Origin of the sequence: Streptomyces sp. NPDC102283 (assembly GCF_044766265.1) — a bacterium.
In the GTDB taxonomy this organism is placed as follows: domain Bacteria; phylum Actinomycetota; class Actinomycetes; order Streptomycetales; family Streptomycetaceae; genus Streptomyces.
In genome coordinates this window covers 60,079-83,545 of sequence record NZ_JBIWLQ010000015.1, presented here as the reverse complement: position 1 = coordinate 83,545, position 23,467 = coordinate 60,079, and the positions used below count along the sequence as shown (strand labels likewise).

Sequence of the window (23,467 nt, the reverse complement as noted above, 5' to 3'; positions counted from 1 at the left end):
AAGCGCACGAACCAGACGATACGGAGGTTCCGCGTGTCCGGCGCGTCGGGCGGGGCCTTCTCCGTGACCGGCACCGCCCCTCAGCGCAGCGACTTCCCGTCCCCGTCCAGCTGCATCTGGGGCCGCCCGGTGACCAGCAGCCAGGCGGGCAGGGTGGCGGCGCACAGCAGCGGCAGCACGGACGCGTCGCTCACCAGCACCGCCGCGGTGAACAGGCTCACCCAGCCCTGCCGGGTGACGGCCAGCAGTACGCCCAGCACCGCGCAGGACACCGCGAGCGACGGCGGGACCACGTCGACCAGCGCGTGGGCGCAGAGCCCGAGCGACACCCCCGCGAAGACCGCCGGGAAGATCCGGCCGCCCCGGAAGCCGGCGGCCGCCGCGATCACGAGGGCGGCCATCTTCACCACCGCCATCCCCGCGAACTCCCCGGCCGACCAGCCCTCCGGGTCCCCTGCGAGCACCTTCACCTCGTCGAGCCCCTTGAAGAGGGTGAGGTGGCCGCCCAGCGCGCCGAGCAGCCCCAACGCCAGCCCGCCCAGCGTCAGCGCGAGCACCGGATGCCGCAGCGCCGTGAAGACCCGGTGGGCCACCGGGAAGGCGTACACCGCGAGCAGGCCGAGGAGCGCGCCCGCCGAGGCGATCAGCAGGGCGGAGAGCAGATCGCCCCAGTGTGCTCCGGCGTACGCGGGGAGGGAGAGGTCGAAGCTGGGCTCGGCGATCAGCGACATGGTCAGCGCGCCCGCCGTACCGGCCGCGAGCGGGGCGAACAGCCGGTCCCAGAACGCCCCGGGGCCCGGCTGCGAGGCCAGCGCCTCGGAGAGGATCAGCGCGGCGGCGACCGGGGTTCCGAAGAGGGCCCCGATGGTCCCGGCCGCGGCGAGCGCCACCCACAGCTCGCCCGGCGCACCGGGCGCGAACCGCCGGCCGAGCCAGAAGGCCAGCGCGATGTTGGCCGCGGTGATCGGGTTCTCCGGCCCGAGGCTCACCCCGCCCGCCAGCGCCAGGACGGTCACCAGGAGCAGTCCGGGCACGATGCCGGGCCTCATCGGTGCGTCCACCAGTCCGGTGGTGGCCGGATCGGGCCCGCCGTGACCGGGCACGGCCCGCAGGACGAGTCCCACCGCGAGGCCGGTCGCGGTGAGCATCACGATCATCCACAGTGAGGAGAACCGCCCCACCCCGAGCGCGTCGGGCAGCGTCTCCCAGAGCACGTCCTGGAGCCGCTCCGCCAACAGGCTCACCCCGAGCAGGATCAGCGCGCAGGCGACGCCGACGGCGATCGCGGGCAGGACGAGCGGCAGCAGCCGCCGGGCCGGGGCGGCCGGAGGACGCGGGGGGCTCGGGGGAGCCGGCGGGGGTGCGGGGGAGTCGGGGGCCACCGGCTCACCCTAGGGTGACGAAGCAGACAAAACGCCCCAATGGTGGCCTCGATGGTCCCGCGTCACACCTTGCTGATCACCGCCGCCGTCCCGTACGCGCAGACCTCCGTGCCCACGTCCGCCGCCTCCGTGACGTCGAAGCGCATCATCAGGACCGCGTTCGCGCCCCGGGCCCTGGCCTGCTCCACGAGCCGCTCCATCGCCTGGTTGCGGGTCTCGACCAGCGTCTTCGTCAGCCCCTTCAGCTCACCGCCGATCATCGACTTCAGCCCGGCGCCGATCTGGCTCCCGAGGTGACGCGACCGCACGGTCAGTCCGAAGACCTCGCCGATGACCTGCGTCACCTGATAGCCGGGTACGTCGTTCGTGGTGACGACCAGCACGTCCGCCTGGGCGGCCTGACCGCCGCCGAAATCCTCAATGCCCATGTTTGTGGCACCTCCTGTGATCAGCTTCGGGCAGCTCCATGGGATGCGCATTCCCGCTGTGCGCCACTGGAACCACGGGCACCGGCCGGGCGTTGATAGCTTGGGGCAGCCACAGAGCCGCCATCGCACACCATCCTGGAGCCCGGACCCTTGAATACGCTTGCGCTCGGACCGAGCTGGCTGGACCCGGACTATCTGCTCAACACGTTCGGACTCCCCGGCCTCCTCCTCATCGTCTTCGCCGAGTCCGGCCTCCTGATCGGCTTCTTCCTGCCCGGCGACTCGCTGCTGTTCACCACGGGGCTGCTGGTGACCACGGGCCAGCTGAAGTACCCGCTCTGGCTGGTCTGCACGCTGGTGGCCGTCGCCGCGATCGTCGGCGACCAGGTGGGCTATCTCTTCGGCCGCAAGGTCGGACCGGCCCTCTTCAAGCGCCCCGACTCCCGCCTCTTCAAGCAGGAGAACGTGGAGAAGGCCCACGAGTTCTTCGAGAAGCACGGCCCGAAGTCCCTGGTCCTGGCGCGCTTCGTGCCCATCGTGCGCACCTTCACGCCGATCATCGCGGGCGTCAGCCGGATGAACTACCGCTCCTTCATCACGTACAACATCGTCGGCGCGATCCTCTGGGGCGTCGGCGTCACCGTGCTCGGCGCGATGCTCGGCAAGATCGACTTCGTGCACGAGCACATCGAGATGATCCTCATCCTGATCGTGCTCATCTCCGTGGTGCCGATCGTGGTCGAGGTGCTGCGGGCCCGCAGCCAGGGCAAGAAGGCCGCCGCGGCCGAGGCGCTGGAGGGCGGCGGCTCCGGCCGCCCCCCGACCGGCGGCAACGGCCCCTCCACCGGCCAGCGCGGCCGGCACGCCAAGCGCTGACCCCGCGCCGCGTACGTACGCACCGAAGGCGCCCCTCCCCGCGGACCGGGGGAGGGGCGCCTTCGTCGTACGAGGCACAGGCACGAGGCACAGGCACGGGTGGCGCGGCATGGGCACGAGGCACGGTGGCGTGGCCGCGCAGGCGCCGCGGGTCCGCGCGCTCAGAACCCCCTGGTCCGCTTCGCCGCCCGGCGACTCGCCCCGCCGACCGCACCCGGCGCCCCCATGAACAGCCGCGAGATCTCACTCCCCAGGTTCACCCCGATCGCGATGGCCAGCGCCGTCGCGACCGCCGTCGACAGCGAGGCCAGCCCCGTGTCCAGCTCGTTCTGCGCCACGCCCAGCAGACCGAAGTACGTCGCCGAACCGGGCAGCAGCGGCCCGATCGCCGCCGTGATGTACGGCAGCGAGGAGTGGAACCGGTAGCGCGAGAACAACTGGCCGAACAGCCCCACCAGACCGGCCGCCACCGCCGTCGCCGCGACCGGCGAGATGCCTCCGGTGCGGGCCATCGCCCCGAAGATGATCCAGGCCACGCCGCCGTTCAGGGTGACCGCCAGCACGGTGGAGCGCTCCTGCTGGAGCAGCACCGCGAACGCCAGGCTCAGCGCCATCGACGCCAGGATCTGGATCGCGGGCTCGTTGTACGGCGTGAACCGCGCCTCCGGATTGAGCTCCGCCCCCAGCTGCAGCCCCAGATACAGGACGATCAGCACGCCCGCGACGATCCCGATGAAGAAGTACATGACCTCCAGGAGGCGGGCCGAGGCGGTGATGTAGTAGCCGGTCAGCCCGTCCTGCACCCCCGCCACCAGCGCCCGCCCCGGCAGCAGCGCGAACAGCCCACCGGTGATCACCGCGGACGGGCGGATGTCCGTCGAATGGGTCAGCGTCAGCGCCACCCCCATCGCGGCGGGCGGCATCGCGGCCACCGTGAACTGGTAGAACTCCGGCAGCCCGCGCCCGGCGCACAGCCACGCGAGACGGTCGCCGAGCATCGCGCCCGCCGCCGCCACGACGAACACCAGGAACCCGCCGCCGACCAGCACGGAGGCCGAACCGGCCAGCAGCCCGGCGGCAGCCGTCAGCACCCAGCCCGGATACGGGTGGCGATTACGACGGATCTCCGCGAGCCGCCGGTAGGCCTCCTCCAGCGAGATCTCGGTGTCCGCGCTGGTGATGTCGTCGACCAGCCGGAACACGGCCGCCAGACGGGTGTAGTCGGTGCCCCGACGGCGTACCGTACGGCTCGCCGTCACCGGGTCGTCGACCAGCGACGGCTGGTGCGAGATGGACAGCAGGGTGAACGTGACCGTCGGCTCGCTGCGGTCGAGACCGTAGGACCGGGTCACCGCGAACATCGCCGCCTCGACGTCCTCGGCGCCCTCGCCGCCCGCCAGCAGCAGCTCCCCGATACGCAGCGTCAGGTCGAGCACGCGCGGCACGGCGGGACCCGTCTCGTCGTCCGTGCGCTGGATCGCCTCCGTGGCCGGACGCTCGGTCACCGGCATCCGCAGCATCGTGCGCATCCGGTCCTGCCAGGGCGCCTCCTTGGTCAGCCTGACCATCGGAATGCCCTGCGCCGGGGTGAACGCGGGCGGCGCCTGCTGGGCGTTGTACGTGCTCGGCGGGGTGAAAGCGGAACTCAGCGTGTCGGAGTTCGAACCGCCCCCGGAACCACCGCCCGAACCGGCCGGACCGGCCTGATCCTGGTGCACACCGGTCGGCAACGCGAACTCCGACGTCGGATGGTCCTCCTCGGGCGGCGATGCCGGCTGACTCGTCCCCGCGGGCGGCGCGAAAGCGCTCCGCGCCTCGTCGGACTGGGGCTTCTGGTCCTCAGGACCGCCCGATTCCGCCACCACTCGACCTCGTTCCTCCTCGACCGCACTTTCCTGGGTGTCTGTCCCGCCGCACGTGTGCCCAGTATGGCCACCGGCATGGGCCCCGCACGCGCGGGAATGCGGACAGCGAAACGGGCGGCACACCCGCGAAGGTGTACCGCCCGTTCCCCTACGGCCGTCCGGCTCACAAACGGAACCGGAAGAAGGACGTCAGTGCGCGCCGCCCTGCGCCTCAAGGCGCTTGTACGAGGCCTCGATCTCGGCCTCCGCCTCGGTACGGCCGACCCAGTCGGCGCCCTCGACGGACTTGCCCGGCTCCAGGTCCTTGTAGACCTCGAAGAAGTGCTGGATCTCCAGGCGGTCGAACTCCGACACGTGGTGGATGTCGCGCAGGTGCTCCACCCGGGGGTCGGATGCCGGGACGCAGAGCAGCTTGTCGTCGCCGCCCGCCTCGTCGGTCATCCGGAACATGCCGATGGCACGGCACTTGATGAGGCAACCGGGGAAGGTCGGCTCGTCCAGGATGACCAGCGCGTCCAGCGGGTCGCCGTCCTCGCCGAGGGTGTTCTCGACGAAGCCGTAGTCGGCCGGGTAGCTGGTCGAGGTGAAGAGTCGACGGTCCAGGCGGATCCGACCGGTCTCGTGGTCCACCTCGTACTTGTTCCGCGAACCCTTCGGGATCTCGATGGTGACGTCGAACTCCACGGGTGGCTCCTCCATGATCAACACATACGACTGGTGATTAAGTGTCCCCCACGCAGAAGAGTGCTCGCGAAAGGGGCTGGTCAACGGTGGCCGAGCCGGTGGTAAGACCGTCGATGCGCCCGTCGGACCCGTGGGGCAGGCTGAAGGTCCTGAAGAACAGACACAACGGGTCGTACACCTGGCAGGTCATCGCAGGCTCCGCAACGCTCGGCCTGGTCGTCGCTGCCGGCGCCGTCCTCGCCGCCGGCCCCTGGGACAACGGTCAGCGTAAGGCCGAGCGGGCACTGGCAGTCACCGCGGACCGAACAGGTGGCGCACATCACGGCCGCCCGACGCCCGACGGCCCCCGCCCGGCCCCCAGTGCCCCGGCCGTCCTCCCGGCCCTCGGCACCACCACCCACGACGTCCCGAGGGACGCCGCGGCGCTCCGCGACACCCTCGCCCCGCTCATCGGCGTGCCCGAACTCGGCGACAAGGTCGCCGCGTCCGTCATCGACACCGCCACCGGCCAGCAGCTGTACGGAAGCGGCGCCACCGCCCCGATGACCCCGGCCTCCACCATCAAGATCGCCACCACCACCGCCGCGCTCTCCGTCCTGGGCCCCGACCACCGCATCGCCACCACCGTCGCGCTGTCCCCCGACGCCCGCACCCTCACCCTCGTCGGCGGCGGCGACCCCACGCTGAGCAGGGCGGCCCTGCGCTCGATGGCCGCCGACGCCGCGAAGGCCCTCCGCGAGGACGGCGAGGACGGCGAGGACCCGGCAGGCCCCGTACGCCTCACGTACGACACCTCCCGCTACAGCGGCCCCGTGCTCCACCCGATCAGCCCCAACGAGAACATCGCCCCCGTCACCGCCCTGATGGTCAACGAGGGCCGCGTGAACGACACGGACCGCGGCCCCGCCAAACGCACCGACGACCCCGCCGGCGACGCCGCCCGCGCCTTCGCCGCACAGCTGCGGAAGGCCGGCGCCGAGGTCACCGGCGCGCCCCGCGAGGCCCGAGCGGCGGACAAGTCCCGCACCGTCGCCACCCACCGCTCGGCCCCGCTCGCCGCCCTCGTCGAGCGCACCCTCACCAACAGCGACAACGACATCGCCGAGGCCCTCGCCCGGCAGACCGCCATCGCCAAGGGCGAGAGCGCCGACTTCGCCGGAGCCCGCCGCGCCGTCACCAACGAACTGAGGAAGCTGAAGATCCCGGTGGCCGGGGCCCACCTCGCCGACGGCAGCGGCCTGGACCGCGCGGACCGGGTCACCCCCGCCCTCCTCACCGCCCTCCTCGCCCGCGCCGCCGACCCCGACCGCCCCGGACTCCGCCCGGTCCTCACCGGCCTCCCGATCGCCGGATTCAGCGGCACCCTCGGTGACCGCTACCAGGACGGCTCCGAAGGCACCGGCCTGATCCGCGCCAAGACCGGCACCCTCAACGGCGTCAACTCCCTCGCCGGAACGGTCGTCGATCCCCGGGGCCGCCTGCTCGCCTTCGCCTTCCTCGCCTCCGGCAGCCTCTCCGCGACCGAGGCCGAACCCGCCCTCGACGCCCTGGCCACCGCACTCGCCCGCCCGGCCGCCGAGTAGGCGCAGCACCCGAAGAGCCGTGCAAGACCCCACCACCGGGCGACGGGCTCACGTACGGTTGACGCATGACGAGCATCGGTGGTGCCCAGATGGTCGACTGGAATCTCGCGGTCGCGACCGCGACCCGACTGGTCCGGCCCGGCCCCGACATCAGCCGCGAGGAGGCCCGCGCCGTCGTCGCGGAGCTGCGGCGGCACGCCAGGGCCTCGGAGGAACACGTCCGGCTCTTCACCCGGATGATCCCCGAAGGGACCGAGCCCGAGGACACCCCCGTCCTCGTCGTCGACCGGGCCGGCTGGATCAAGGCCAACGTCGCCGGCTTCCGCGAACTGCTGCGCCCCCTGCTCGCCAAGATGGAGAGCCGCCGCTCCGGCGGACCCGGCGGCGCCGTCCTCGGCGCGGTCGGCGGCAAGGTCACCGGCGTCGAGCTGGGCATGCTGCTCTCGTTCCTCGCCTCCCGGGTCCTCGGCCAGTACGAGACGTTCGCCCCGGCCACCAGGGAGCTGCCCGCCTCCGCCGACGGCGGCGGCCGGCTGCTCCTCGTCGCGCCCAACATCGTCCACGTCGAACGCGAGCTGGACGTCGACCCGCACGACTTCCGGCTCTGGGTCGCCCTGCACGAGGAGACCCACCGCACCCAGTTCACCGGCGTGCCCTGGCTCCGTGACCACCTCCAGGGCGAGATCCAGACGTTCCTCGACGAGACCGACGTCGACCCGATGACCTTCCTGGAACGCCTCCGCGAGGCCGCCCAGTCCCTCGCCGGCGCCGGACGGCCCGAGGGCGAACAGGGCGAGAGCGACAGCCGGAGCCTCGTCGACATCGTCCAGACCCCCGCCCAGCGCGAGGTGCTCGGCCGCCTCACCGCCGTCATGTCCCTCCTCGAAGGACACGCGGACTTCGTGATGGACGGCGTGGGCCCCGAGGTCGTCGGCTCCGTCTCGGAAATCCGGGAGAAGTTCCAGCAGCGCCGGGCCCAGGGCGCCGGCCGTCTCGACCAGGCCCTGCGCAAGCTCCTCGGCCTGGACGCCAAGCTGCGGCAGTACAAGGACGGCGAGAAGTTCGTACGATCGGTCGTCGAAGAGGTCGGCATGGACGGCTTCAACCGCGTCTGGACCTCACCGAACACCCTCCCGACCAAAGCCGAGATCGCCAAGCCCGCCGACTGGGTCGCGCGGGTGCACCGTAAGGCCGAATCCTGACCGTCGGGCGGCCCCAGGGCCTCCCGTTCGGATCAGGCCGGGCTCGCGGGGTCCGGCACCGCATCCGCGGCGTTGTCGTCAATCCCCAACGCTCCGCGTTGACTCAATCCTCCGCCTTGCAGCTGCACGCACCGGGCCCCGCTCCCTGGTCCGGCCTGATCCGAACGAGAGGCCCTGGCCGATATCGGCCCGCCAATCACCCATCCGAGGGACCGTAGGCGCATGGGAAGGCGTGCAATGCTCGGTGAACAGCTTGCCTCTGTCACCATCGACGCACTCTGAGTGACGGGACTCACGCGTTCCGGCGCTCCACGCTCCTCCAGAACTCCACGAAGGGCACCGGACATGGGTCCCCATCCTGCGGTCGCGGCGATACGCCTGGCGGTCCGCCGCGTACTCCACGACGTACTCACCGAATTCCACCGGCACGCCGACCACGACCGGCCCGCCGACGCGGCGAGGCGCCCCGCGCACGCCGCCCGCTCCCGCTACGCCGAGGCCGGCGCCGCGGGCAGGGCCGCTCTCCCCGAACGACCCGCACTCCCCGATCGGCCCGACACCCCGCTCGTCCTCGTCGCCTGCTCCGGCGGCGCCGACTCCATGGCGCTCGCCTCCGCGCTCGCGTTCGAGGCCCGCAAACTCTCCGTCCGGGCCGGCGGCATCACCGTCGACCACAACCTCCAGCCGGGATCCGGTCTCCGCGCCGCCGAGGTCGTCACCCGGCTCACCGCCATGGACCTCGGTCCCGTCGAGGCCGTCGCCGTGCACGTCGGACGCGAGGGCGGCCCCGAGGCCGCCGCCCGCGACGCCCGCTACGCCGCGCTGGACGCCGCCGCCGAACGCCACGGGGCCGCCGCCGTCCTGCTCGGCCACACCCGCGACGACCAGGCCGAGACGGTCCTCCTCGGCCTGGCCCGCGGTTCCGGCATCCGCTCGCTCTCCGGCATGGCCGCCGCCTCCGGGCCGGCCGGCCGCTACCGCCGCCCCTTCCTCCAGCTCGACCGGCAGGCCGTCCGCAAGGCCTGCCTGGTCCAGTCCCTGCCCGTCTGGGACGACCCGCACAACATCGACCCCGCCTACACCCGCTCCCGGCTCCGCCACGAGGGCCTGCCCGCCCTGGAGAAGGCGCTCGGCAAAGGCGTCGTCGAGGCCCTCGCCCGTACCGCCCAGCTCTCCCGCGACGACGCCGACGCCCTGGACACCTGGGCCGCCGAGGCCGAGCTGTCCGTACGCGACGACACCGGCCGCCTGGAGTGCGCCAAGCTCTACGTCCTGCCGCCCGCGGTACGCCGCCGGGTGCTGCGCCGCGCACTGATCGAGGCCGGGTCGCCCGCCGGCTCCCTCTTCGCCCGGCACCTCGAAGAAGTCGACCGCCTGATCACCGGCTGGCGCGGCCAGCGGGCCATCAACCTGCCCGGCCGCGTCGAGGCGATGCGGCAGGGTGGCAGACTGGTCATTCGGCAGAGCTGACGCGCAAGCGGCTGAAGTGCAGGCGAACAGCCGGCCCGGCCCGGGGCGCTTTCCCGGGCCGGCAGGCAGAGAAAGAGACGTGGGTGAACGAGAAGGACATGGGTACCGACCTTCAGTCGGTGCTCCTCACCAAGGAAGAGATCGACGCGAAGCTCGTCGAGCTGGCCGCGAAGATCGACGCGGAGTACGCGGGCAAGGACCTGCTCATCGTCGGCGTGCTCAAGGGCGCGGTGATGGTCATGGCGGACCTGGCGCGCGCGCTGTCCACCCCCGTCACGATGGACTGGATGGCCGTCTCCTCGTACGGGGCCGGCACCCAGTCCTCCGGCGTCGTCCGGATCCTCAAGGACCTCGACACCGACATCAAGGGCAAGCACGTCCTGATCGTCGAGGACATCATCGACTCCGGCCTGACCCTGTCCTGGCTGCTGTCGAACCTGGGCTCCCGCGAGCCGGCCTCGCTGGAGGTCTGCACCCTGCTGCGCAAGCCGGATGCCGCAAAGGTCGCGATCGATGTGAAGTGGATCGGTTTCGACATCCCCAACGAGTTCGTCGTCGGCTACGGGCTGGACTACGCCGAGAAGTACCGCAACCTGCCCTTCGTCGGCACGCTCGCCCCGCACGTCTACGGCGGCTGACCCCGGCCGACCCGCCGGGGAACCCTCACCGCCCTCGGGCCGTTGAAGCTTCGAAAGCGGGTTTCTCCGCCGCACCCGGCAGTCGCGGGTGACGATGCTGGGGTACCGTCCGAAGAACAGTCTTTTCAAACAGCAGCATTTACCTACGGGCAGGAGGGACGGGGCGTCTTCGCTCCGTATGGATGGACGTGAAGCGATACTTCCGTGGGCCCGTCATGTGGATCGTGCTGGCCGTCCTCGCCGTGGTCGTGTTGATGCAGGTCGTCGGCTCGTCGGGTGGCCACAAGACCGTGGACACCGGCAAGGTGATCCAGGCGATCAGCAAGGACCAGGTGGAGCAGGCCAAGCTGACCACCGGTGACGAACAAATCCTCAAGATCGAGCTGAAGAAGGGCCAGAAGCTCGAAGGCGAGTCCGGCAGCAAGTTCCAGGCGAGCTACATCGGCAACCAGGGCGTCGAGCTCGCCGACACGTTGCAGCAGAAGTTCGAGAACGGCGACATCGAGAAGGGTTACACCGTCTCGCCGTCGAAGCAGTCCCCGTTCGTCTCGATCCTCCTCTCGCTGCTGCCCTTCGTCCTCATCGTGGTCGTCTTCCTGTTTCTGATGAATCAGATGCAGGGCGGCGGATCCAAGGTCATGCAGTTCGGCAAGTCCAAGGCCAAGCTGATCACCAAGGACACCCCCAAGACGACCTTCTCCGATGTGGCGGGATCCGACGAGGCGGTCGAGGAACTCCACGAGATCAAGGAGTTCCTCCAGGAGCCGGCGAAGTTCCAGGCCGTCGGCGCCAAGATCCCCAAGGGCGTCCTGCTCTACGGGCCGCCCGGTACGGGCAAGACGCTGCTCGCACGCGCCGTCGCCGGCGAAGCGGGCGTGCCGTTCTACTCGATCTCCGGTTCCGACTTCGTCGAGATGTTCGTCGGCGTCGGCGCCTCCCGGGTGCGCGACCTCTTCGAGCAGGCCAAGGCGAACGCCCCGGCGATCGTCTTCGTCGACGAGATCGACGCCGTCGGCCGCCACCGCGGCGCCGGCATGGGCGGCGGTCACGACGAGCGCGAGCAGACGCTCAACCAGCTGCTCGTCGAGATGGACGGGTTCGACGTGAAGGGCGGCGTCATCCTGATCGCCGCCACGAACCGCCCGGACATCCTCGACCCGGCGCTGCTGCGCCCGGGACGCTTCGACCGGCAGATCGCGGTCGACCGCCCGGACATGCAGGGCCGCCTGGAGATCCTCAAGGTGCACCAGAAGGGCAAGCCCGTGGCGGAGGGCGTCGACCTCGGCGCCGTCGCCCGACGCACGCCCGGCTTCACCGGCGCCGACCTGTCGAACGTGCTCAACGAGGCCGCGCTCCTGACGGCGCGCAGCAACAAGAAGCTCATCGACAACGAGAGCCTCGACGAGGCCATCGACCGCGTCGTGGCGGGCCCGCAGAAGCGGACCCGGATCATGTCCGAGAAGGAAAAGAAGATCACCGCGTACCACGAGGGCGGACACGCCCTGGTCGCGGCGGCCTCCCCCCAGTCGGACCCGGTCCACAAGATCACGATCCTCTCCCGCGGTCGCGCCCTCGGTTACACGATGGTGCTCCCGGAGGAGGACAAGTACTCCACGACCCGCAACGAGATGCTCGACCAGCTGGCGTACATGATGGGCGGGCGTGCGGCCGAGGAGCTGGTCTTCCACGACCCGACCACCGGCGCATCGAACGACATCGAGAAGGCCACGGCGACGGCCCGCGCGATGGTCACGCAGTACGGCATGACGGAGCGCCTCGGCGCGATCAAGTTCGGCAGCGACAACTCGGAGCCCTTCCTGGGCCGCGAGATGGGTCACCAGCGCGACTATTCGGAAGAGGTCGCGGCACTGGTCGACGAGGAGGTCAAGAAGCTCATCGAGACCGCCCACAACGACGCGTGGGAGATCCTCGTCGAGAACCGCGACATCCTCGACGCCCTGGTGCTCGAACTGCTGGAGAAGGAGACGCTGGGCAAGGACGAGATCGCGGAGATCTTCGCCCCGCTCGTCAGGCGTCCCGCCCGGCCGGCATGGACCGGATCCGCCCGACGCACCCCGTCGACGCGGCCCCCCGTGCTCTCTCCCAAGGAGCTGGCCCTCACCAACGGCGCATCGGTCGCCAACGGTTCGGCCACCCCGCCGGAGATCGCCCCGACGGACCTGACGAAGGACATCGCCCCGTCCACCGAGGCGACCCCCGAGGAGCGTCCCGAGAGCTAGGGCCCGACCGGCTCCGGTGAGACCCCCGTCACGGGGGTCGCCCCGGTCCCGGAATGGAAGCCGCGCCCCCCAGGTTTTAGCCTGTGGGGGCGCGGCTTTTCCGTATGCCTGCGAGGTCTGAGCGCGAACCCGCGCACGGGACAGCACAGAGGAACGAGGCACAGATGACCGACCCGGTGACGCTGGACGGCCAGGGTTCGATCGGCGAATTCGACGAGAAGCGGGCCGAGGCGGCCGTACGCGAACTGCTGATCGCCGTCGGGGAGGACCCGGACCGCGAGGGCCTGCGGGAGACGCCGGGGCGGGTGGCGCGGGCGTACAAGGAGATATTCGCGGGCCTGTACCAGCAGCCCGAGGACGTCCTGACGACCACGTTCGACCTGGGGCACGACGAGATGGTGCTGGTCAAGGACATCGAGGTGTTCAGCACCTGTGAACATCACCTGGTGCCGTTCAGGGGCGTCGCGCACGTCGGCTACATCCCCGCATCCACCGGAAAGATCACCGGCCTGTCCAAGCTCGCCCGGCTGGTCGATGTCTACGCTCGCCGCCCGCAGGTCCAGGAGCGGCTGACGACGCAGATCGCCGAGTCCCTGATGTCGATCCTGGAGCCCCGCGGAGTCATCGTCGTCATCGAGTGCGAGCACATGTGCATGTCGATGCGCGGGATCCGTAAGCCCGGGGCGAAGACCCTCACCTCCGCGGTCCGCGGCCAGCTCCGTGACCCCGCGACCCGCGCCGAGGCGATGAGCCTCATCATGGCGCGCTGACGCGCCCGGAACACGCGATACGGGCCCGGCGACCGCCCTACGCGGCCGCCGCCCCCGTGCCGTCGTGGTCGTTGCCCTTCTCCGGGAGGCGGCAGACGCGTTCCAGGAAGAGGGCGGCGGCGATGACCGCGATGCCCGCCACCATCGCCGCGCCCGCGTAGATGGCCTGGTCGCGGCGGGGCGGGATGTCGAGGTAGCTCAGGAGGAAGACGCCGGTGCCGCCGTACATGCCGGCGACCAGGGCGGCGACCAGGGCGCTCGCCTGGCCGAAGACGACCGCACGGGCCGCGAACAGGGGCTCGACGCCCTTGGCGCCGGGGCGGCGCTCGCGCTGGGCGCGGAGGCGGGTGCGGGTGGAGAGGGCGGTCGCGAGGAGGATCGCCGCGATCACGGCGAGCACGATCGACGCGGCCAGCGGGACGCTCGGCAGGGTGCCGAGGGAGTCCCAGAGGCGGGCCCCGCCCCAGGAGAGGACACCGGCGGCGGCGAAGAGGCCCGCCAGTACCCCGAGCCGTAGTTGCTTCACCGAGTGAGCCGCCCTTCGCGCCGCCTGTGCCCGGTCCGGCCGTGCGCCGGACCACCGTTCGTCGAGCCTAACGATTACTCCGGCAGGCGCAGTTCCAGGTCGGCGCGGGGCAGGACGCTGTCGCGGCCGACCTCGGCGAGGAGCTGGGCCACCGGGCCGGCGCCGGGCAGCTGGGCCTCGGGGTCGATGTCGTGCCAGGGGGCGAGGACGAAGGCCCGCTCGTGGGCGCGCGGGTGGGGGAGCGTGAGCACCGGGTCGTCGGAGAGGACGTCGGCGTACGCCACGATGTCGACGTCGATGGTGCGCGGCCCCCAGCGCTCCTCGCGGACCCGGTCGAAGGCCTCCTCCACGGCCTGGCCGCGCTCCAGCAGGGAGGCGGGAGGCAGCGTCGTCTTCACGAGGATGACGGCGTTGAAGTACGAGGGCTGGGAGTCCGCCTCGACGCCCCAGGGCTCCGTCTCGTACACCGGGGAGACGGCCTTGACCCGGAGGCCCGGGGTGTCCTCCAGGGCGTCGACGGCCCCCTGGAGGGTCTCCAGCCGGTTGCCCAGGTTGGAGCCGAGGGAGATCACGGCCATCTTGGGGTTGGAGAGGGTGACGTCGGCGGCGTCCACCTGCCGCACGACGGCGGTCGGAACCGGCTGTACGGTCGGGTCGCTCTGCCCTTCGGTGGAAAATGCAGTCATGCTCGGCTCCGGGTGATGGTGATGGTCACGTCGTCGAAGGGGACGGTGATCGGTGCGTCCGGCTTGTGCACCACGACCTCGACCTCCTGGACGCCTTCGTGCTTCAGGCACTGCTGGGCGATGCGCTCGGCGAGCGTCTCGATCAGATCGACCGGTTCGCCGGTCACCACGTCGACGACCTCCTCGGCCACCACGCCATAGTGCACGGTGCGGGCCAGGTCGTCGGTGGCTGCCGCGGGGCGGGTGTCGAGGCCGAGCACCAGGTCGACGATGAAGGTCTGGCCCTCTTCCCGCTCCCGGGGGAAGACACCGTGGTGCCCACGGGCCTTGAGGCCGCGCAGCGCGACACGATCCACGCGAATCACTCCTGCTGTCGTTGGTCGAGAGGCACCCGGCCGCGTGCGGGCGGCGAGGTGCCTTCTTTCGAATCTACTGCGAGCACCGACAGTGCTCGCCCGTGGGGGCCATGGACAGTGCCTTCCCGGGCTGGTAGCCGCCCATACCCGGTGGTCATCGGTTCCAATCCCCACGGGACCCGTACCCACTCGTGAGGGTGTTTCCTCCTCAGGAGGGTGTCTCCTCGTCGTCGTCCTCGTCGGAGTCCGTCAGGACGGGCGATCCGTGGTGGGACCAGAGCCTCCAGCCGTCGGCGGTGCGCCGGAACACGTTCGTGGCGACGACCAGCTGGCCCACGAGGGGGCCCAGTGCGTCGCCGTCCTCGGCGGGGCCGCCGCTGAGGATGTTCTCGGTGCAGGTGACCAGCGCGGTGTCGCCGGTCATCGCGATGTTGACGTCGGTGAGGAAGAACTGGATGTACTCGGTGTTCGCCATGATCAGGGCGTAGCTGCGCAGTACGTCGCCGCGGCCCGTGAGCACCGGCCAGCCGGGGTGGACGCAGGAGACGGTGAGGTCCTCGCCCGGCAGCCACCGGCCGGAGAGGTCGTCGTGGTCGCCGCGTTCCAGCGCCTCGTAGAAGGCGGTGTTGGCCGCCTCGACCTCCGCGATGTCGGCGGCGGCCCGTGCGTGTTCCTCGTTCACGCGGCTCCCTCGACCGCGCGGGCGACGCGAACGGCGTCGGCGGTGGCCCGTACCTCGTGGACCCGGACCGCCCAGGCTCCGGCCGAGGCGGACAGCGCGGAGATCGCCGCGGTCGCCGCGTCGCGTTCGCGGGCGGGCGGTGGGGCGGAGCCCGGTCCGGCCAGGACGTGCCCGAGGAAGCGTTTGCGGGAGGCGGCCACCAGCAGCGGGCGGCCCAGGGTGTGCAGGCCGGCCAGGTGCGCGACGAGCGACAGGTCGTGGGCGGCGTCCTTCGCGAAGCCGAGCCCGGGGTCGATCACGATGCGCTCGGGGGCGACGCCGCCCGCGATCACCGCGTCCATCCGCTGCCGCAGCTCGTCGAGGACCTCGGCGACCACGTCCTCGTACACCGCGCGGCTGTTCATCGACTCGCTGAAGCCGCGCCAGTGCATCACGACGAACGGGACCTCGGCGGCGGCGACGGCCGGGATCATGTCCGGGTCGGCGAGGCCGCCGCTGACGTCGTTGACCAGGGCGGCCCCGGCGGCGACGGCCTGCTCGGCGACGCGGGCGCGCATGGTGTCCACGGAGACGGTGACGCCCTCGGAGGCCAGCCCCCGCACGACCGGGACGACCCGGCGCAGCTCCTCGGCCTCGTCCACGCGGCTGGCGCCGGGACGGGTCGACTCACCGCCCACGTCCACCAGGTCCGCGCCCTCGGACACCAGGTGCAGCCCGTGTTTGACCGCGGCGGTGGTGTCGAACCAGCGGCCGCCGTCGGAGAAGGAGTCGGGCGTCACGTTGACGACGCCCATGACCGCGCAGCGGTCCCACTCCGGCAGTCCTCGGACCGTGCCCCGCAAGCGTGTCGTACTCATACCACCAGCCTAGGCCCGCCCCGTCGTCCCTCACGCCGCGCGTACCTCGTGCTCCTGGGCGCTGTGGAGCGTGTGGCCGCACGGGCGCGGGCGGCGGGGGCGGAACGGGCGGGGCAGCGAGAGGTTCACGAAGCCCTCGGCCCGCATCGCCGCGATTCCGATGCGGGGCAGGTCGCGGCTGGTGCGGAAGACCACGAAGCGGGGCTCCCAGCGGGGTCTGAACTTGGCGTTGAACTTGTACAGCGACTCGATCTGGAACCAGCGCGAGAGGAAGATCAGCAGCCCGCGCCAGCAGCGCAGCACCGGTCCCGCGCCGAGCCGCTCGCCGCGGGCCAGCGCGGAGCGGAACATCGCGAAGTTCAGCGAGACCCGGGCGACGCCGAGCTTCCCGGCGGCCTGGAGGGAGGCGACGATCAGGAGCTCGTTCATGCCGGGGTCGGCCGAGCGGTCGCGGCGCATCAGCTCCAGGGACATCCCGTCGCGGCCCCACGGTACGAAGTGGAGGACCGCCTTGAGGTCGCCGTGCGGGGAGTCCGCCGTACCGGAGCCGGGCAGGTGGGCGGTGGCGATCACGCAGTCGCCGTCGGCCGGGTCGCCGATCCGGCCCAGTGCCATGGAGAAGCCGCGCTCGGTGTCGGTGCCGCGCCAGTCGGCGGCGGCGCGGCGGATCCGGTCCAGCTCGGTGTCGCCGATGTCACGTGCCCGCCGGACCCGGGTCTCGTAGCCGTTTCGTTCGATGCGCTTGACCATCTGGCGCACGTTCCGCATGGCTCGTCCGGCGAGGGAGAAATCCGCTGCGTCCACCACCGCCTCGTCGCCCAGTTCCAGGGCGGTGAGGCCGGTCTCGCGGGTCCAGACCTGGCCGCCGGTCTCGCTGCAGCCCATCACGGCTGGGGTCCAGGAGTGCGCCTGCGCCTCGTCCATGAAGCGTTCGATCGCGCCCGGCCAGGCCTCCACGTCGCCGATGGGGTCGCCGCCGGCCAGCATCACCCCGGAGACGACCCGGTAGCAGACGGCGGCCTTGCCGCTGGGGGAGAAGACGACGCCCTTGTCGCGGCGGAGTGCGAAGTGGCCGAGCGAGTCCCGGCCGCCGTGCCGCTCCAGGAGGGCCCGCAGCCGGCTCTCGTCGTCCTCGGTGAGGCGGGCGGCCGGGTGTTCGGGCCGGAAGGCGAGGTAGATGGTGGTAACCGCGGTGAGCAGGCCGAGCGCGCCCAGCGAGTAGGCCACGGTCCAGCCGGTGCGCCCGGCGTAGCCGACGGGCCCCTCGACGCCGAACAGGCCGTACAGCACGTGCTGGAGGCGGTCGGCGATGGACGGGTCGCCGACGACCCGGCCGGGGTGGACGCTCACGATGATCAGCCCGAGCCCCAGCGAACCGGCCCCGAGCAGCACGAAGTTGGCGAGCGCGCGCCAGCGGCTGCGCGGGTCGGGCAGCGCCCGGAACTGGTCCCGGTGGCGCACCAGCAGCCAGCAGAGCGCCAGCGGGACGAGCACCCCGACGATCGAGTGGCGGTACGCGAACTGGGCCACGGCCCCCGCGGGCAGCAGGATCACCGCCGCCCGCCAGGCCCGCCGTTTGTGCCGCTTCAGCCCGTGTGCGAGCAGGAGCAGCAGCACGCCCGCGCTGAGCGAGAGCGCGGCGGCGAACGGGCCGAGCGCTCCGGGGAGCACCTCGGCGAGGGTGTGCATCCGGCTGTGCCGGAAGCGGGGGAAGACCCCGGCGGCGACGTCGATCAGCCCGACGACGGTGCAGGCGCTGCCGACGAGCGCCGGTACGGATGCGGGGCGTGGCCCGCGGATCAGCCGGCGCACGCGCTGCGGAACCGACACCGAATTATCCCCATCTAGCGTGACAGACATCGTTTCCCGTGGCTTCGCGAGAGATTCCTTGAGTCCGCCGGCCGGAGCCCCACGGACGATGTGCGCCCTCTAGGACGTGGGTTGTGGAGCGCGGGTTCACCCACCATTCCGGAAATTTCCCGTATCCGGCCCGCGTAAGGAAGCACGGAGAAAGCACGCTCATGGGTCTCACCAGCTCAGCAGTTCTGGCGGTCGTGGCGGCGGTCGCCGTCGCGCTGTTCGCCGCCACGGTCGGGCTCTGGCCGCGGCTGGCCCGGCCCGGGCCCGCGGCGGTGTCGGGCCGGGTCGGGCTGTTGCTGGCGACCCAGCTGGCGCTGTTCGCCGCGGTGGGGCTGGCCGCCAACAACGCCTTCCTCTTCTACGGTTCCTGGGCCGACCTCCTCGGCCGGCAGCAGGAGCTCGGTGTGGTCACCGACCACGTGGGGAACGGGTCCGGTGCGCGGCACATGACGCGGATCGGCACCCACCACCCGGACGTGCCGGGCGGCCGGGTGCCCTCGGTCGGCGGGCGGATCGACCAGGTGGTCGTCTCCGGGCGGACCTCGGGCATCGAGTCCCCGGCGTACGTCTATCTGCCGCCGGAGTACTTCCGCCCGGCGTACGCCGGGCGGACCTTCCCGGCTGCCGTGGTCCTCACCGGCTACCCGGGCACGGCGGAGAACCTCCTGAAGGGGTTGCGCTACCCGCAGACGGCGCATGACCGGGTGAAGGCGGGGAAGGCCCGGCCGATGATCCTGGTGATGCTGCGGCCGACGGTCGCGCCGCCCCGGGACACCGAGTGCGTGGACGTGCCCGGGGGCCCGGCGACCGAGACGTTCTTCGCGAAGGACCTCCCGGAGGCGATCGCGGGGGCCTACCGGGTCGGGGAGAAGGCCCGTAACTGGGGCATCATCGGCAACTCCACCGGCGGCTACTGCGCGCTGAAGATCGGGCTGCACCACCCGGAGCGGTACGCGGCGAGCGTCGGGCTCTCCGCGTACTACAAGGTGGCCGAGGACCCGACGACGGGCGACCTGTTCCACGGGAGGCAGGAGCTGCGCGACCGGGCCGACCTGATGTGGACGCTGGAGAACCGGCCGCCGTCCGGCGGTTCGTTCCTCGTGACGACGTCCCGGGAGGGCGAGGACAACCTCGGGAGCACGATGGAGTTCATCGAGAAGGTGAAGGCGCCCGCGAAGGTGTCCTCCATCGTGCTCGACAGCGGCGGGCACAACTTCACGACCTGGCGGCGGGAGATCCCGCCGGCCCTGGAGTGGCTGAGCGCCCGGTTCAGGGAGAACTGAGGCGGGCGGCCGCCGCCCCGGTCAGCCGGCCTGCGTGATCGTCGCGACCGTCTCCACGGCCACCTCGGCGCGCGGTACGTCCTGGGCGTCCGCGTCGATGGAGCGGCGCAGGGCCTCGTGCAGGCGGGCGGGGGTCAGCACGCCGAGGAAGCGGCCCTCGCTCTCCTTGTCGATGACGGCGATCCAGCCCGCGTCGTGCTGGAGCATGGTGGCGAAGGCCTGCTTGAGGGGCGCCCCGAGCGGGAGCCAGGCCTCCATCCGGCGGGCGTGTTCGCGGACGGTGCCCTTGGTGGCGGCCGGTGTGCCGCCGGTCGCCTTGCCGGCCGTCGCGTCGGCGGTCGCGTCGGCGGTCGCGTCGGCGGGGATCCAGCCGTGGAGGTTGTCCCGGCCGTCCAGGACGACGGCCCAGCGCGCGCCCTGGGACCTGAGCCGTTCGGTGGCCGTGGCCAGCGGGTCGTCGAGGTGGACGACCGGGGGCTGGTCGAGGTCGCTCTCCTCGATGGGCGTCACCGAGAGCCGCTTGAGCCCGCGGTCCGCGCCGACGAAGTCGGCCACGTACGGGGTCGCGGGGGCTCCGAGCACGGTGGCGGGGGAGTCGAACTGCTCGATGCGGCCCTGGCCGTAGACGGCGATCCGGTCGCCCAGGCGGACCGCCTCCTCGATGTCGTGCGTGACGAACAGCACGGTCTTGCGCACCTGGGCCTGGAGTTTCAGGAATTCGTTCTGGAGGCGTTCGCGGACGACCGGATCGACCGCCCCGAAAGGCTCGTCCATCAGGAGAACGGGCGGATCCGCGGCCAATGCTCGGGCCACGCCCACGCGTTGGCGCTGGCCTCCGGAAAGCTGCTCCGGATAGCGGTCGCCATAAACGGAAGGGTCGAGTCCGACGAGGTCGAGGAGTTCGGCGGCGCGTTCGCGTCCCTTTCCGCGCTTCCAGCCCAGCAGATGGGGAACGGTCGCGGTGTTCTCCAGCACCGTTCTGTGCGGGAAGAGTCCCACCTGCTGGATCACGTAGCCGATTCGGCGGCGCAGTTGGACGGGATCGATGGTGGATATGTCGTCCCCGTCGAGGAATATCCCGCCCTCGGTCGGTTCGATCAGTCGGTTCACCATCTTCATGGTGGTCGTCTTGCCGCAACCGGAAGGTCCGACGAGCGTGACCAGTTCACCCTCGGCGACCTCGAAGGAAAGGTCGTCGACGGCGGTGGTGCCGTCGGCGTACCGCTTGGTGACGTGCTCGAAACGGATCATGGTTCCCCATTGTGGAGGGCGTTCTGTGAAGGGCATGTTGCCGGAATGCGACAGCCTCCGCGATTGTCAGAGGTCGAGGATAGGCTCGCCAGTCGTCAGTTCGATCCGGTGGCGATCCGGGGCGACGGGATCCGGAACGACGGGGTCCGGGCGAGGGAATCCGGGACGACGAGCGAAAGTAGGAGGTGGGGGCGGATGGCCGAGCAGAACTGCCTGGTGACGAACGACTGGATCTGCGGGGAGTATCTGCGCTCCCGCAGCCAGGAGTTGACCGACGCGACCGTGCAGCACATCGGGATCACGGTGGTATCGGTGCTGATCGGGCTCGCGGTCGCCCTCCCGCTGGCGCTGCTCGCCCGCCGGGGCCGGCGTTTCGCCGGTCCGGTGCTCGGGCTGACGACCGTGCTCTACACCGTGCCCTCGCTGGCGATGTTCTCGCTGCTGCTGCCCGTGTTCGGGCTGTCGGCCGCGCTCGTCGTCACGGGCCTGGTGCTCTATTCGCTGACCATCCTCGTACGCAACATCCTGGCCGGGCTCGAAGCGGTGCCCGAGGAGGCCCGGGACGCCGCTCGCGGCATGGGCTACGGCCCGGGGCGGCTGCTGTGGGAGGTGGAGCTCCCGCTGGCGCTGCCCGCGGTGATGGCGGGGCTGCGGATAGCCACCGTGTCGACGGTCGCGCTGACCACGGTCGGCTCGCTCGTCGGCAAGGGGGGCCTCGGCAATCTCATCGAGGACGCGCTGCCCAGCTTCTTCAAGGCCCAGGTGCTCGCCGCCTCGGTCCTGTGCGTGCTGCTCGCGGTGGCGGCCGACCTGTTGCTGCTCGGCCTCCAGCGGCTGCTGACGCCCTGGACCCGGATATCCGGCACGTCCCGGACGCCCGGGACGGACAGGGACAGGCGCACCGACCCGGACGGACCGGGCGGACCGGCGGGCCTGCCCGCCCCGGCGAAGGTGGAGGCGGGCTGACCCGTGGGAGTCATCGGCGATGCCTGGACCTGGCTGACGACCGGGGCCAACTGGTCGGGCGACGGCGGGGCCGCGCACCGGCTCGGCGAGCATCTGTACGTGAGCGGGGTCGCGCTCGCGGTGGCCTGCGCGATAGCCCTGCCGCTCGCCCTGTATCTGGGGCACATCGGCAGGGGCGGTGCGCTCGCGGTCAACCTCTCCAACGTGGGGCGGGCCGTCCCCGTCTTCGCGGTGCTCGCCCTGTTCATGGTCACGCCCCTGCGCAACTCGGGTTACTGGCCCACCATCATCGCGCTGGTGCTGTTCGCGGTGCCGCCGCTGCTGACCAACGCCTACGTCGGGATGCGGGAGGTGGACCGGGCCGTGGTGGAGGCCGCGCGCGGCATGGGGATGTCGGGCGGGCAGCTCTTCGTCCGGGTCGAGCTGCCCCTCGCCTACCCGATGATCATGACCGGGCTGCGGTCCGCCGCCGTCCAGGTCGTGGCCACCGCGTCGATCGCCGCGATGGTGGGCCTCGGCGGTCTTGGCCGGATCATCACCGCCGGGTTCAACACCTATGACACCGCCCAGGTCTTCGCGGGCGCCGTCCTGGTCGCCGGACTCGCCCTGCTGGTGGAGGGGGTGCTCGTGGGCCTGGACCGGCTGCTGTCACCACTGCGCCGCCGCAGGCCCGCGTGAGCGCTCATCCTTCTTCGGGCGCATTTTCTTACCCATGGTCACTTTTCTTCTGTTCGGACGGAGAACAACGCATATGAGCAGGACCTCGCGGATAGCTGGAGCGGTCGTCGGCATGGTGGCGCTGGCCGGGTCGCTCGCGGCCTGCGGCGGCGACAGCCTGGAGAAGGAGAAGGGCGGCTCGGGCTCCTCGGCCGGCGACGGCAAGAAGGGCTCCCTGGTCGTCGGCTCGGCCTCGTTCACCGAGTCCAAGGTGCTCGCCGAGCTGTACGCGCAGATCCTGGGCGACGCCGGATACAGCACCTCGGTCACCACGGTGAAGAACCGTGAGCTGTACGAGCCCTCGCTGGAGAAGGGCGAGATCGACGTCGTACCGGAGTACGCCGCCACCCTCGCCGAATTCCTCAACGCCAAGGTCAACGGGGCCAAGAAGGCCCAGGCCGGGCCGGTGGCCTCCTCGGACGCCGCCGCCACGGTGGCCGCTCTGGAGAAGCTCGCCGGGCCGCTCGGTCTCAAGGTCCTCCCGGCGGGGAAGGCCGTCGACCAGAACGCCTTCGCGGTCTCGAAGGAATTCGCCGAGAAGAACAACCTCACGACGCTTTCCGATCTGGGGAAGTCGAAGATCAAGGTCAAGATCGCGGCGGGTGACGAGTGCGAGGTGCGGCCGTTCTGCGCACCCGGTCTGAAGAAGACGTACGGCATCGACGTCACCGGTATCGACCCCAAGGGCGTCGGCACCCCGCAGTCCAAGCAGGCCGTCCGCGACGGCAAGGTCCAGCTGGTCCTGACGACCACGACGGACGCGGTGCTGGACGGGCTGGTGTTCCTGGAGGACGACAAGAAGCTCCAGAACGCGGACAACGTCCTTCCCGTTCTGAATGCCGCGGACGCGGGTGCGCCGGAGATCGCCGACGCCCTCGGCAAGCTCACTTCCACGCTCACCACGGAAGATCTCGCCGAGTTGAACCGGAAGGTCGACGCCGAGCGGGCCAAGCCGACCGATGTGGCCAAGGAGTATCTGGAGTCGAAGGGCCTGATCAAGAAGTAGCGCCCGACCACGGGGCAGTAGCGCTCGACCACGGAGTAAAGGGCCGGAAAGGGCCGGGTGGAGGGCCTTCGGGGGGCCGCGAGGTAACCGGCGGGGAACAGATTGCCGGGCGGCCCCCCAAGTGGCCCGTACACACGGT

General features: G+C 71.3%; 22 protein-coding genes. 11 read left to right on the top strand and 11 right to left on the bottom strand.

Annotation, left to right across the window (positions count from 1 at the left end):
- Window positions 1-80 precede the first annotated feature (80 nt).
- Together ACIRJT_RS26950 and ACIRJT_RS26945 are read right to left on the bottom strand one after the other, a co-directional pair.
- Complete coding sequence (locus ACIRJT_RS26950; RefSeq protein WP_403913801.1) at window positions 81-1,382, bottom strand: ion channel protein; 1,302 nt, start codon at window positions 1,380-1,382, stop codon at window positions 81-83.
- 62 nt (window positions 1,383-1,444) lie between these two features.
- Complete coding sequence (locus tag ACIRJT_RS26945; RefSeq protein WP_217227653.1) at window positions 1,445-1,810, bottom strand: YbjQ family protein; 366 nt, start codon at window positions 1,808-1,810, stop codon at window positions 1,445-1,447.
- Between the two features lie 150 nt (window positions 1,811-1,960).
- On the opposite strand from ACIRJT_RS26945, the gene ACIRJT_RS26940 reads away from it, so the two are divergent.
- Window positions 1,961-2,686: a DedA family protein gene (locus ACIRJT_RS26940; protein ID WP_403913797.1), complete on the top strand. Its 726-nt coding sequence runs from the start codon at window positions 1,961-1,963 to the stop codon at window positions 2,684-2,686.
- A 161-nt stretch (window positions 2,687-2,847) separates the two neighbouring features.
- On the opposite strand, the gene ACIRJT_RS26935 is transcribed toward ACIRJT_RS26940, so the two are convergent.
- Together ACIRJT_RS26935 and ACIRJT_RS26930 are read right to left on the bottom strand one after the other, a co-directional pair.
- Entirely contained in the window at window positions 2,848-4,551 is a 1,704-nt protein-coding gene (locus tag ACIRJT_RS26935; protein WP_403913794.1) for a threonine/serine exporter ThrE family protein, read from the bottom strand.
- Window positions 4,552-4,740: 189 nt separating this feature from the next.
- Complete coding sequence (locus tag ACIRJT_RS26930) at window positions 4,741-5,235, bottom strand: inorganic diphosphatase (protein ID WP_018959738.1); 495 nt, start codon at window positions 5,233-5,235, stop codon at window positions 4,741-4,743.
- A 113-nt stretch (window positions 5,236-5,348) separates the two neighbouring features.
- Here ACIRJT_RS26930 and dacB point away from each other — a divergent pair, with 113 nt between their 5' ends.
- The 6 genes from dacB (at window position 5,349) to folE (ending at window position 13,138) form a co-directional block, all read left to right on the top strand.
- A complete protein-coding gene (gene dacB / locus ACIRJT_RS26925) occupies window positions 5,349-6,818 on the top strand; it encodes a D-alanyl-D-alanine carboxypeptidase/D-alanyl-D-alanine-endopeptidase (RefSeq protein WP_403913791.1) in 1,470 nt (489 codons plus the stop codon).
- A gap of 65 nt (window positions 6,819-6,883) precedes the next feature.
- On the top strand, window positions 6,884-8,020 hold the full coding sequence (locus ACIRJT_RS26920; protein WP_403913788.1) for a zinc-dependent metalloprotease: 1,137 nt from the start codon (window positions 6,884-6,886) through the stop codon (window positions 8,018-8,020).
- A 345-nt stretch (window positions 8,021-8,365) separates the two neighbouring features.
- Window positions 8,366-9,490 (top strand): tRNA lysidine(34) synthetase TilS, encoded by a 1,125-nt coding sequence (tilS, locus tag ACIRJT_RS26915; protein WP_403913785.1) that lies wholly within the window; start codon window positions 8,366-8,368, stop codon window positions 9,488-9,490.
- Between the two features lie 98 nt (window positions 9,491-9,588).
- Window positions 9,589-10,128, top strand: a complete 540-nt coding sequence (gene hpt / locus ACIRJT_RS26910; RefSeq protein WP_003968263.1) for a hypoxanthine phosphoribosyltransferase — start codon at window positions 9,589-9,591, stop codon at window positions 10,126-10,128.
- Window positions 10,129-10,310: 182 nt separating this feature from the next.
- Window positions 10,311-12,368: an ATP-dependent zinc metalloprotease FtsH gene (gene ftsH, locus ACIRJT_RS26905; protein WP_403913782.1), complete on the top strand. Its 2,058-nt coding sequence runs from the start codon at window positions 10,311-10,313 to the stop codon at window positions 12,366-12,368.
- 164 nt (window positions 12,369-12,532) lie between these two features.
- Window positions 12,533-13,138 carry a GTP cyclohydrolase I FolE gene (gene folE, locus ACIRJT_RS26900; RefSeq protein WP_018959732.1) on the top strand — a complete coding sequence of 202 codons (606 nt, stop codon included), beginning with the start codon at window positions 12,533-12,535 and terminating at the stop codon, window positions 13,136-13,138.
- Between the two features lie 37 nt (window positions 13,139-13,175).
- Here folE and ACIRJT_RS26895 read toward each other — a convergent pair whose 3' ends face one another.
- The 6 genes from ACIRJT_RS26895 to ACIRJT_RS26870 form a co-directional block, all read right to left on the bottom strand.
- Window positions 13,176-13,664 carry a DUF3180 domain-containing protein gene (locus ACIRJT_RS26895; protein WP_371624285.1) on the bottom strand — a complete coding sequence of 163 codons (489 nt, stop codon included), beginning with the start codon at window positions 13,662-13,664 and terminating at the stop codon, window positions 13,176-13,178.
- A 74-nt stretch (window positions 13,665-13,738) separates the two neighbouring features.
- The gene (gene folK / locus ACIRJT_RS26890; protein WP_069756206.1) at window positions 13,739-14,350 is read right to left on the bottom strand and encodes a 2-amino-4-hydroxy-6-hydroxymethyldihydropteridine diphosphokinase; all 612 of its coding nucleotides are present in this window, start codon (window positions 14,348-14,350) and stop codon (window positions 13,739-13,741) included.
- Window positions 14,347-14,706, bottom strand: a complete 360-nt coding sequence (gene folB, locus ACIRJT_RS26885; RefSeq protein WP_003968268.1) for a dihydroneopterin aldolase — start codon at window positions 14,704-14,706, stop codon at window positions 14,347-14,349. Before folB ends, folK begins: the two co-directional genes overlap by 4 nt.
- Before the next feature lie 208 nt (window positions 14,707-14,914).
- Window positions 14,915-15,388, bottom strand: coding sequence for a nuclear transport factor 2 family protein (locus tag ACIRJT_RS26880; protein WP_403913777.1), 474 nt, complete (start codon window positions 15,386-15,388; stop codon window positions 14,915-14,917).
- The gene (folP, locus tag ACIRJT_RS26875) at window positions 15,385-16,182 is read right to left on the bottom strand and encodes a dihydropteroate synthase (RefSeq protein WP_403914088.1); all 798 of its coding nucleotides are present in this window, start codon (window positions 16,180-16,182) and stop codon (window positions 15,385-15,387) included. Before folP ends, ACIRJT_RS26880 begins: the two co-directional genes overlap by 4 nt.
- 93 nt (window positions 16,183-16,275) lie before the next feature.
- The gene (locus ACIRJT_RS26870; protein WP_403913774.1) at window positions 16,276-18,105 is read right to left on the bottom strand and encodes a phosphatidylglycerol lysyltransferase domain-containing protein; all 1,830 of its coding nucleotides are present in this window, start codon (window positions 18,103-18,105) and stop codon (window positions 16,276-16,278) included.
- Between the two features lie 161 nt (window positions 18,106-18,266).
- Here ACIRJT_RS26870 and ACIRJT_RS26865 point away from each other — a divergent pair, with 161 nt between their 5' ends.
- Window positions 18,267-19,388, top strand: coding sequence for an alpha/beta hydrolase (locus ACIRJT_RS26865; RefSeq protein ID WP_403913772.1), 1,122 nt, complete (start codon window positions 18,267-18,269; stop codon window positions 19,386-19,388).
- Between the two features lie 21 nt (window positions 19,389-19,409).
- Here ACIRJT_RS26865 and ACIRJT_RS26860 read toward each other — a convergent pair whose 3' ends face one another.
- Window positions 19,410-20,639 (bottom strand): ABC transporter ATP-binding protein, encoded by a 1,230-nt coding sequence (locus ACIRJT_RS26860; protein ID WP_403913771.1) that lies wholly within the window; start codon window positions 20,637-20,639, stop codon window positions 19,410-19,412.
- 195 nt (window positions 20,640-20,834) lie between these two features.
- On the opposite strand from ACIRJT_RS26860, the gene ACIRJT_RS26855 reads away from it, so the two are divergent.
- From ACIRJT_RS26855 to ACIRJT_RS26845, 3 genes are all read left to right on the top strand, one after another.
- Window positions 20,835-21,605: an ABC transporter permease gene (locus tag ACIRJT_RS26855; protein ID WP_403913769.1), complete on the top strand. Its 771-nt coding sequence runs from the start codon at window positions 20,835-20,837 to the stop codon at window positions 21,603-21,605.
- A 3-nt stretch (window positions 21,606-21,608) separates the two neighbouring features.
- Window positions 21,609-22,283, top strand: a complete 675-nt coding sequence (locus ACIRJT_RS26850) for an ABC transporter permease (protein ID WP_403913766.1) — start codon at window positions 21,609-21,611, stop codon at window positions 22,281-22,283.
- Between the two features lie 73 nt (window positions 22,284-22,356).
- Complete coding sequence (locus ACIRJT_RS26845; protein ID WP_403913763.1) at window positions 22,357-23,328, top strand: ABC transporter substrate-binding protein; 972 nt, start codon at window positions 22,357-22,359, stop codon at window positions 23,326-23,328.
- The last annotated feature ends 139 nt before the right edge of the window (window positions 23,329-23,467 follow it).

Coding starts and splice junctions, on each gene's coding strand:
- ACIRJT_RS26945 (WP_217227653.1), bottom strand. CDS start 1,810: ATGGGCATTGAGGATTTCGGCGGCGGTCAGGCCGCCCAGGCGGACGTG.
- dacB (WP_403913791.1), top strand. CDS start 5,349: ATGCGCCCGTCGGACCCGTGGGGCAGGCTGAAGGTCCTGAAGAACAGA.
- ACIRJT_RS26920 (WP_403913788.1), top strand. CDS start 6,884: ATGACGAGCATCGGTGGTGCCCAGATGGTCGACTGGAATCTCGCGGTC.
- tilS (WP_403913785.1), top strand. CDS start 8,366: ATGGGTCCCCATCCTGCGGTCGCGGCGATACGCCTGGCGGTCCGCCGC.
- hpt (WP_003968263.1), top strand. CDS start 9,589: ATGGGTACCGACCTTCAGTCGGTGCTCCTCACCAAGGAAGAGATCGAC.
- ftsH (WP_403913782.1), top strand. CDS start 10,311: ATGGACGTGAAGCGATACTTCCGTGGGCCCGTCATGTGGATCGTGCTG.
- folE (WP_018959732.1), top strand. CDS start 12,533: ATGACCGACCCGGTGACGCTGGACGGCCAGGGTTCGATCGGCGAATTC.
- folK (WP_069756206.1), bottom strand. CDS start 14,350: ATGACTGCATTTTCCACCGAAGGGCAGAGCGACCCGACCGTACAGCCG.
- folP (WP_403914088.1), bottom strand. CDS start 16,182: ATGGGCGTCGTCAACGTGACGCCCGACTCCTTCTCCGACGGCGGCCGC.
- ACIRJT_RS26870 (WP_403913774.1), bottom strand. CDS start 18,105: ATGTCTGTCACGCTAGATGGGGATAATTCGGTGTCGGTTCCGCAGCGC.
- ACIRJT_RS26865 (WP_403913772.1), top strand. CDS start 18,267: ATGGGTCTCACCAGCTCAGCAGTTCTGGCGGTCGTGGCGGCGGTCGCC.
- ACIRJT_RS26860 (WP_403913771.1), bottom strand. CDS start 20,639: ATGATCCGTTTCGAGCACGTCACCAAGCGGTACGCCGACGGCACCACC.
- ACIRJT_RS26855 (WP_403913769.1), top strand. CDS start 20,835: ATGGCCGAGCAGAACTGCCTGGTGACGAACGACTGGATCTGCGGGGAG.
- ACIRJT_RS26845 (WP_403913763.1), top strand. CDS start 22,357: ATGAGCAGGACCTCGCGGATAGCTGGAGCGGTCGTCGGCATGGTGGCG.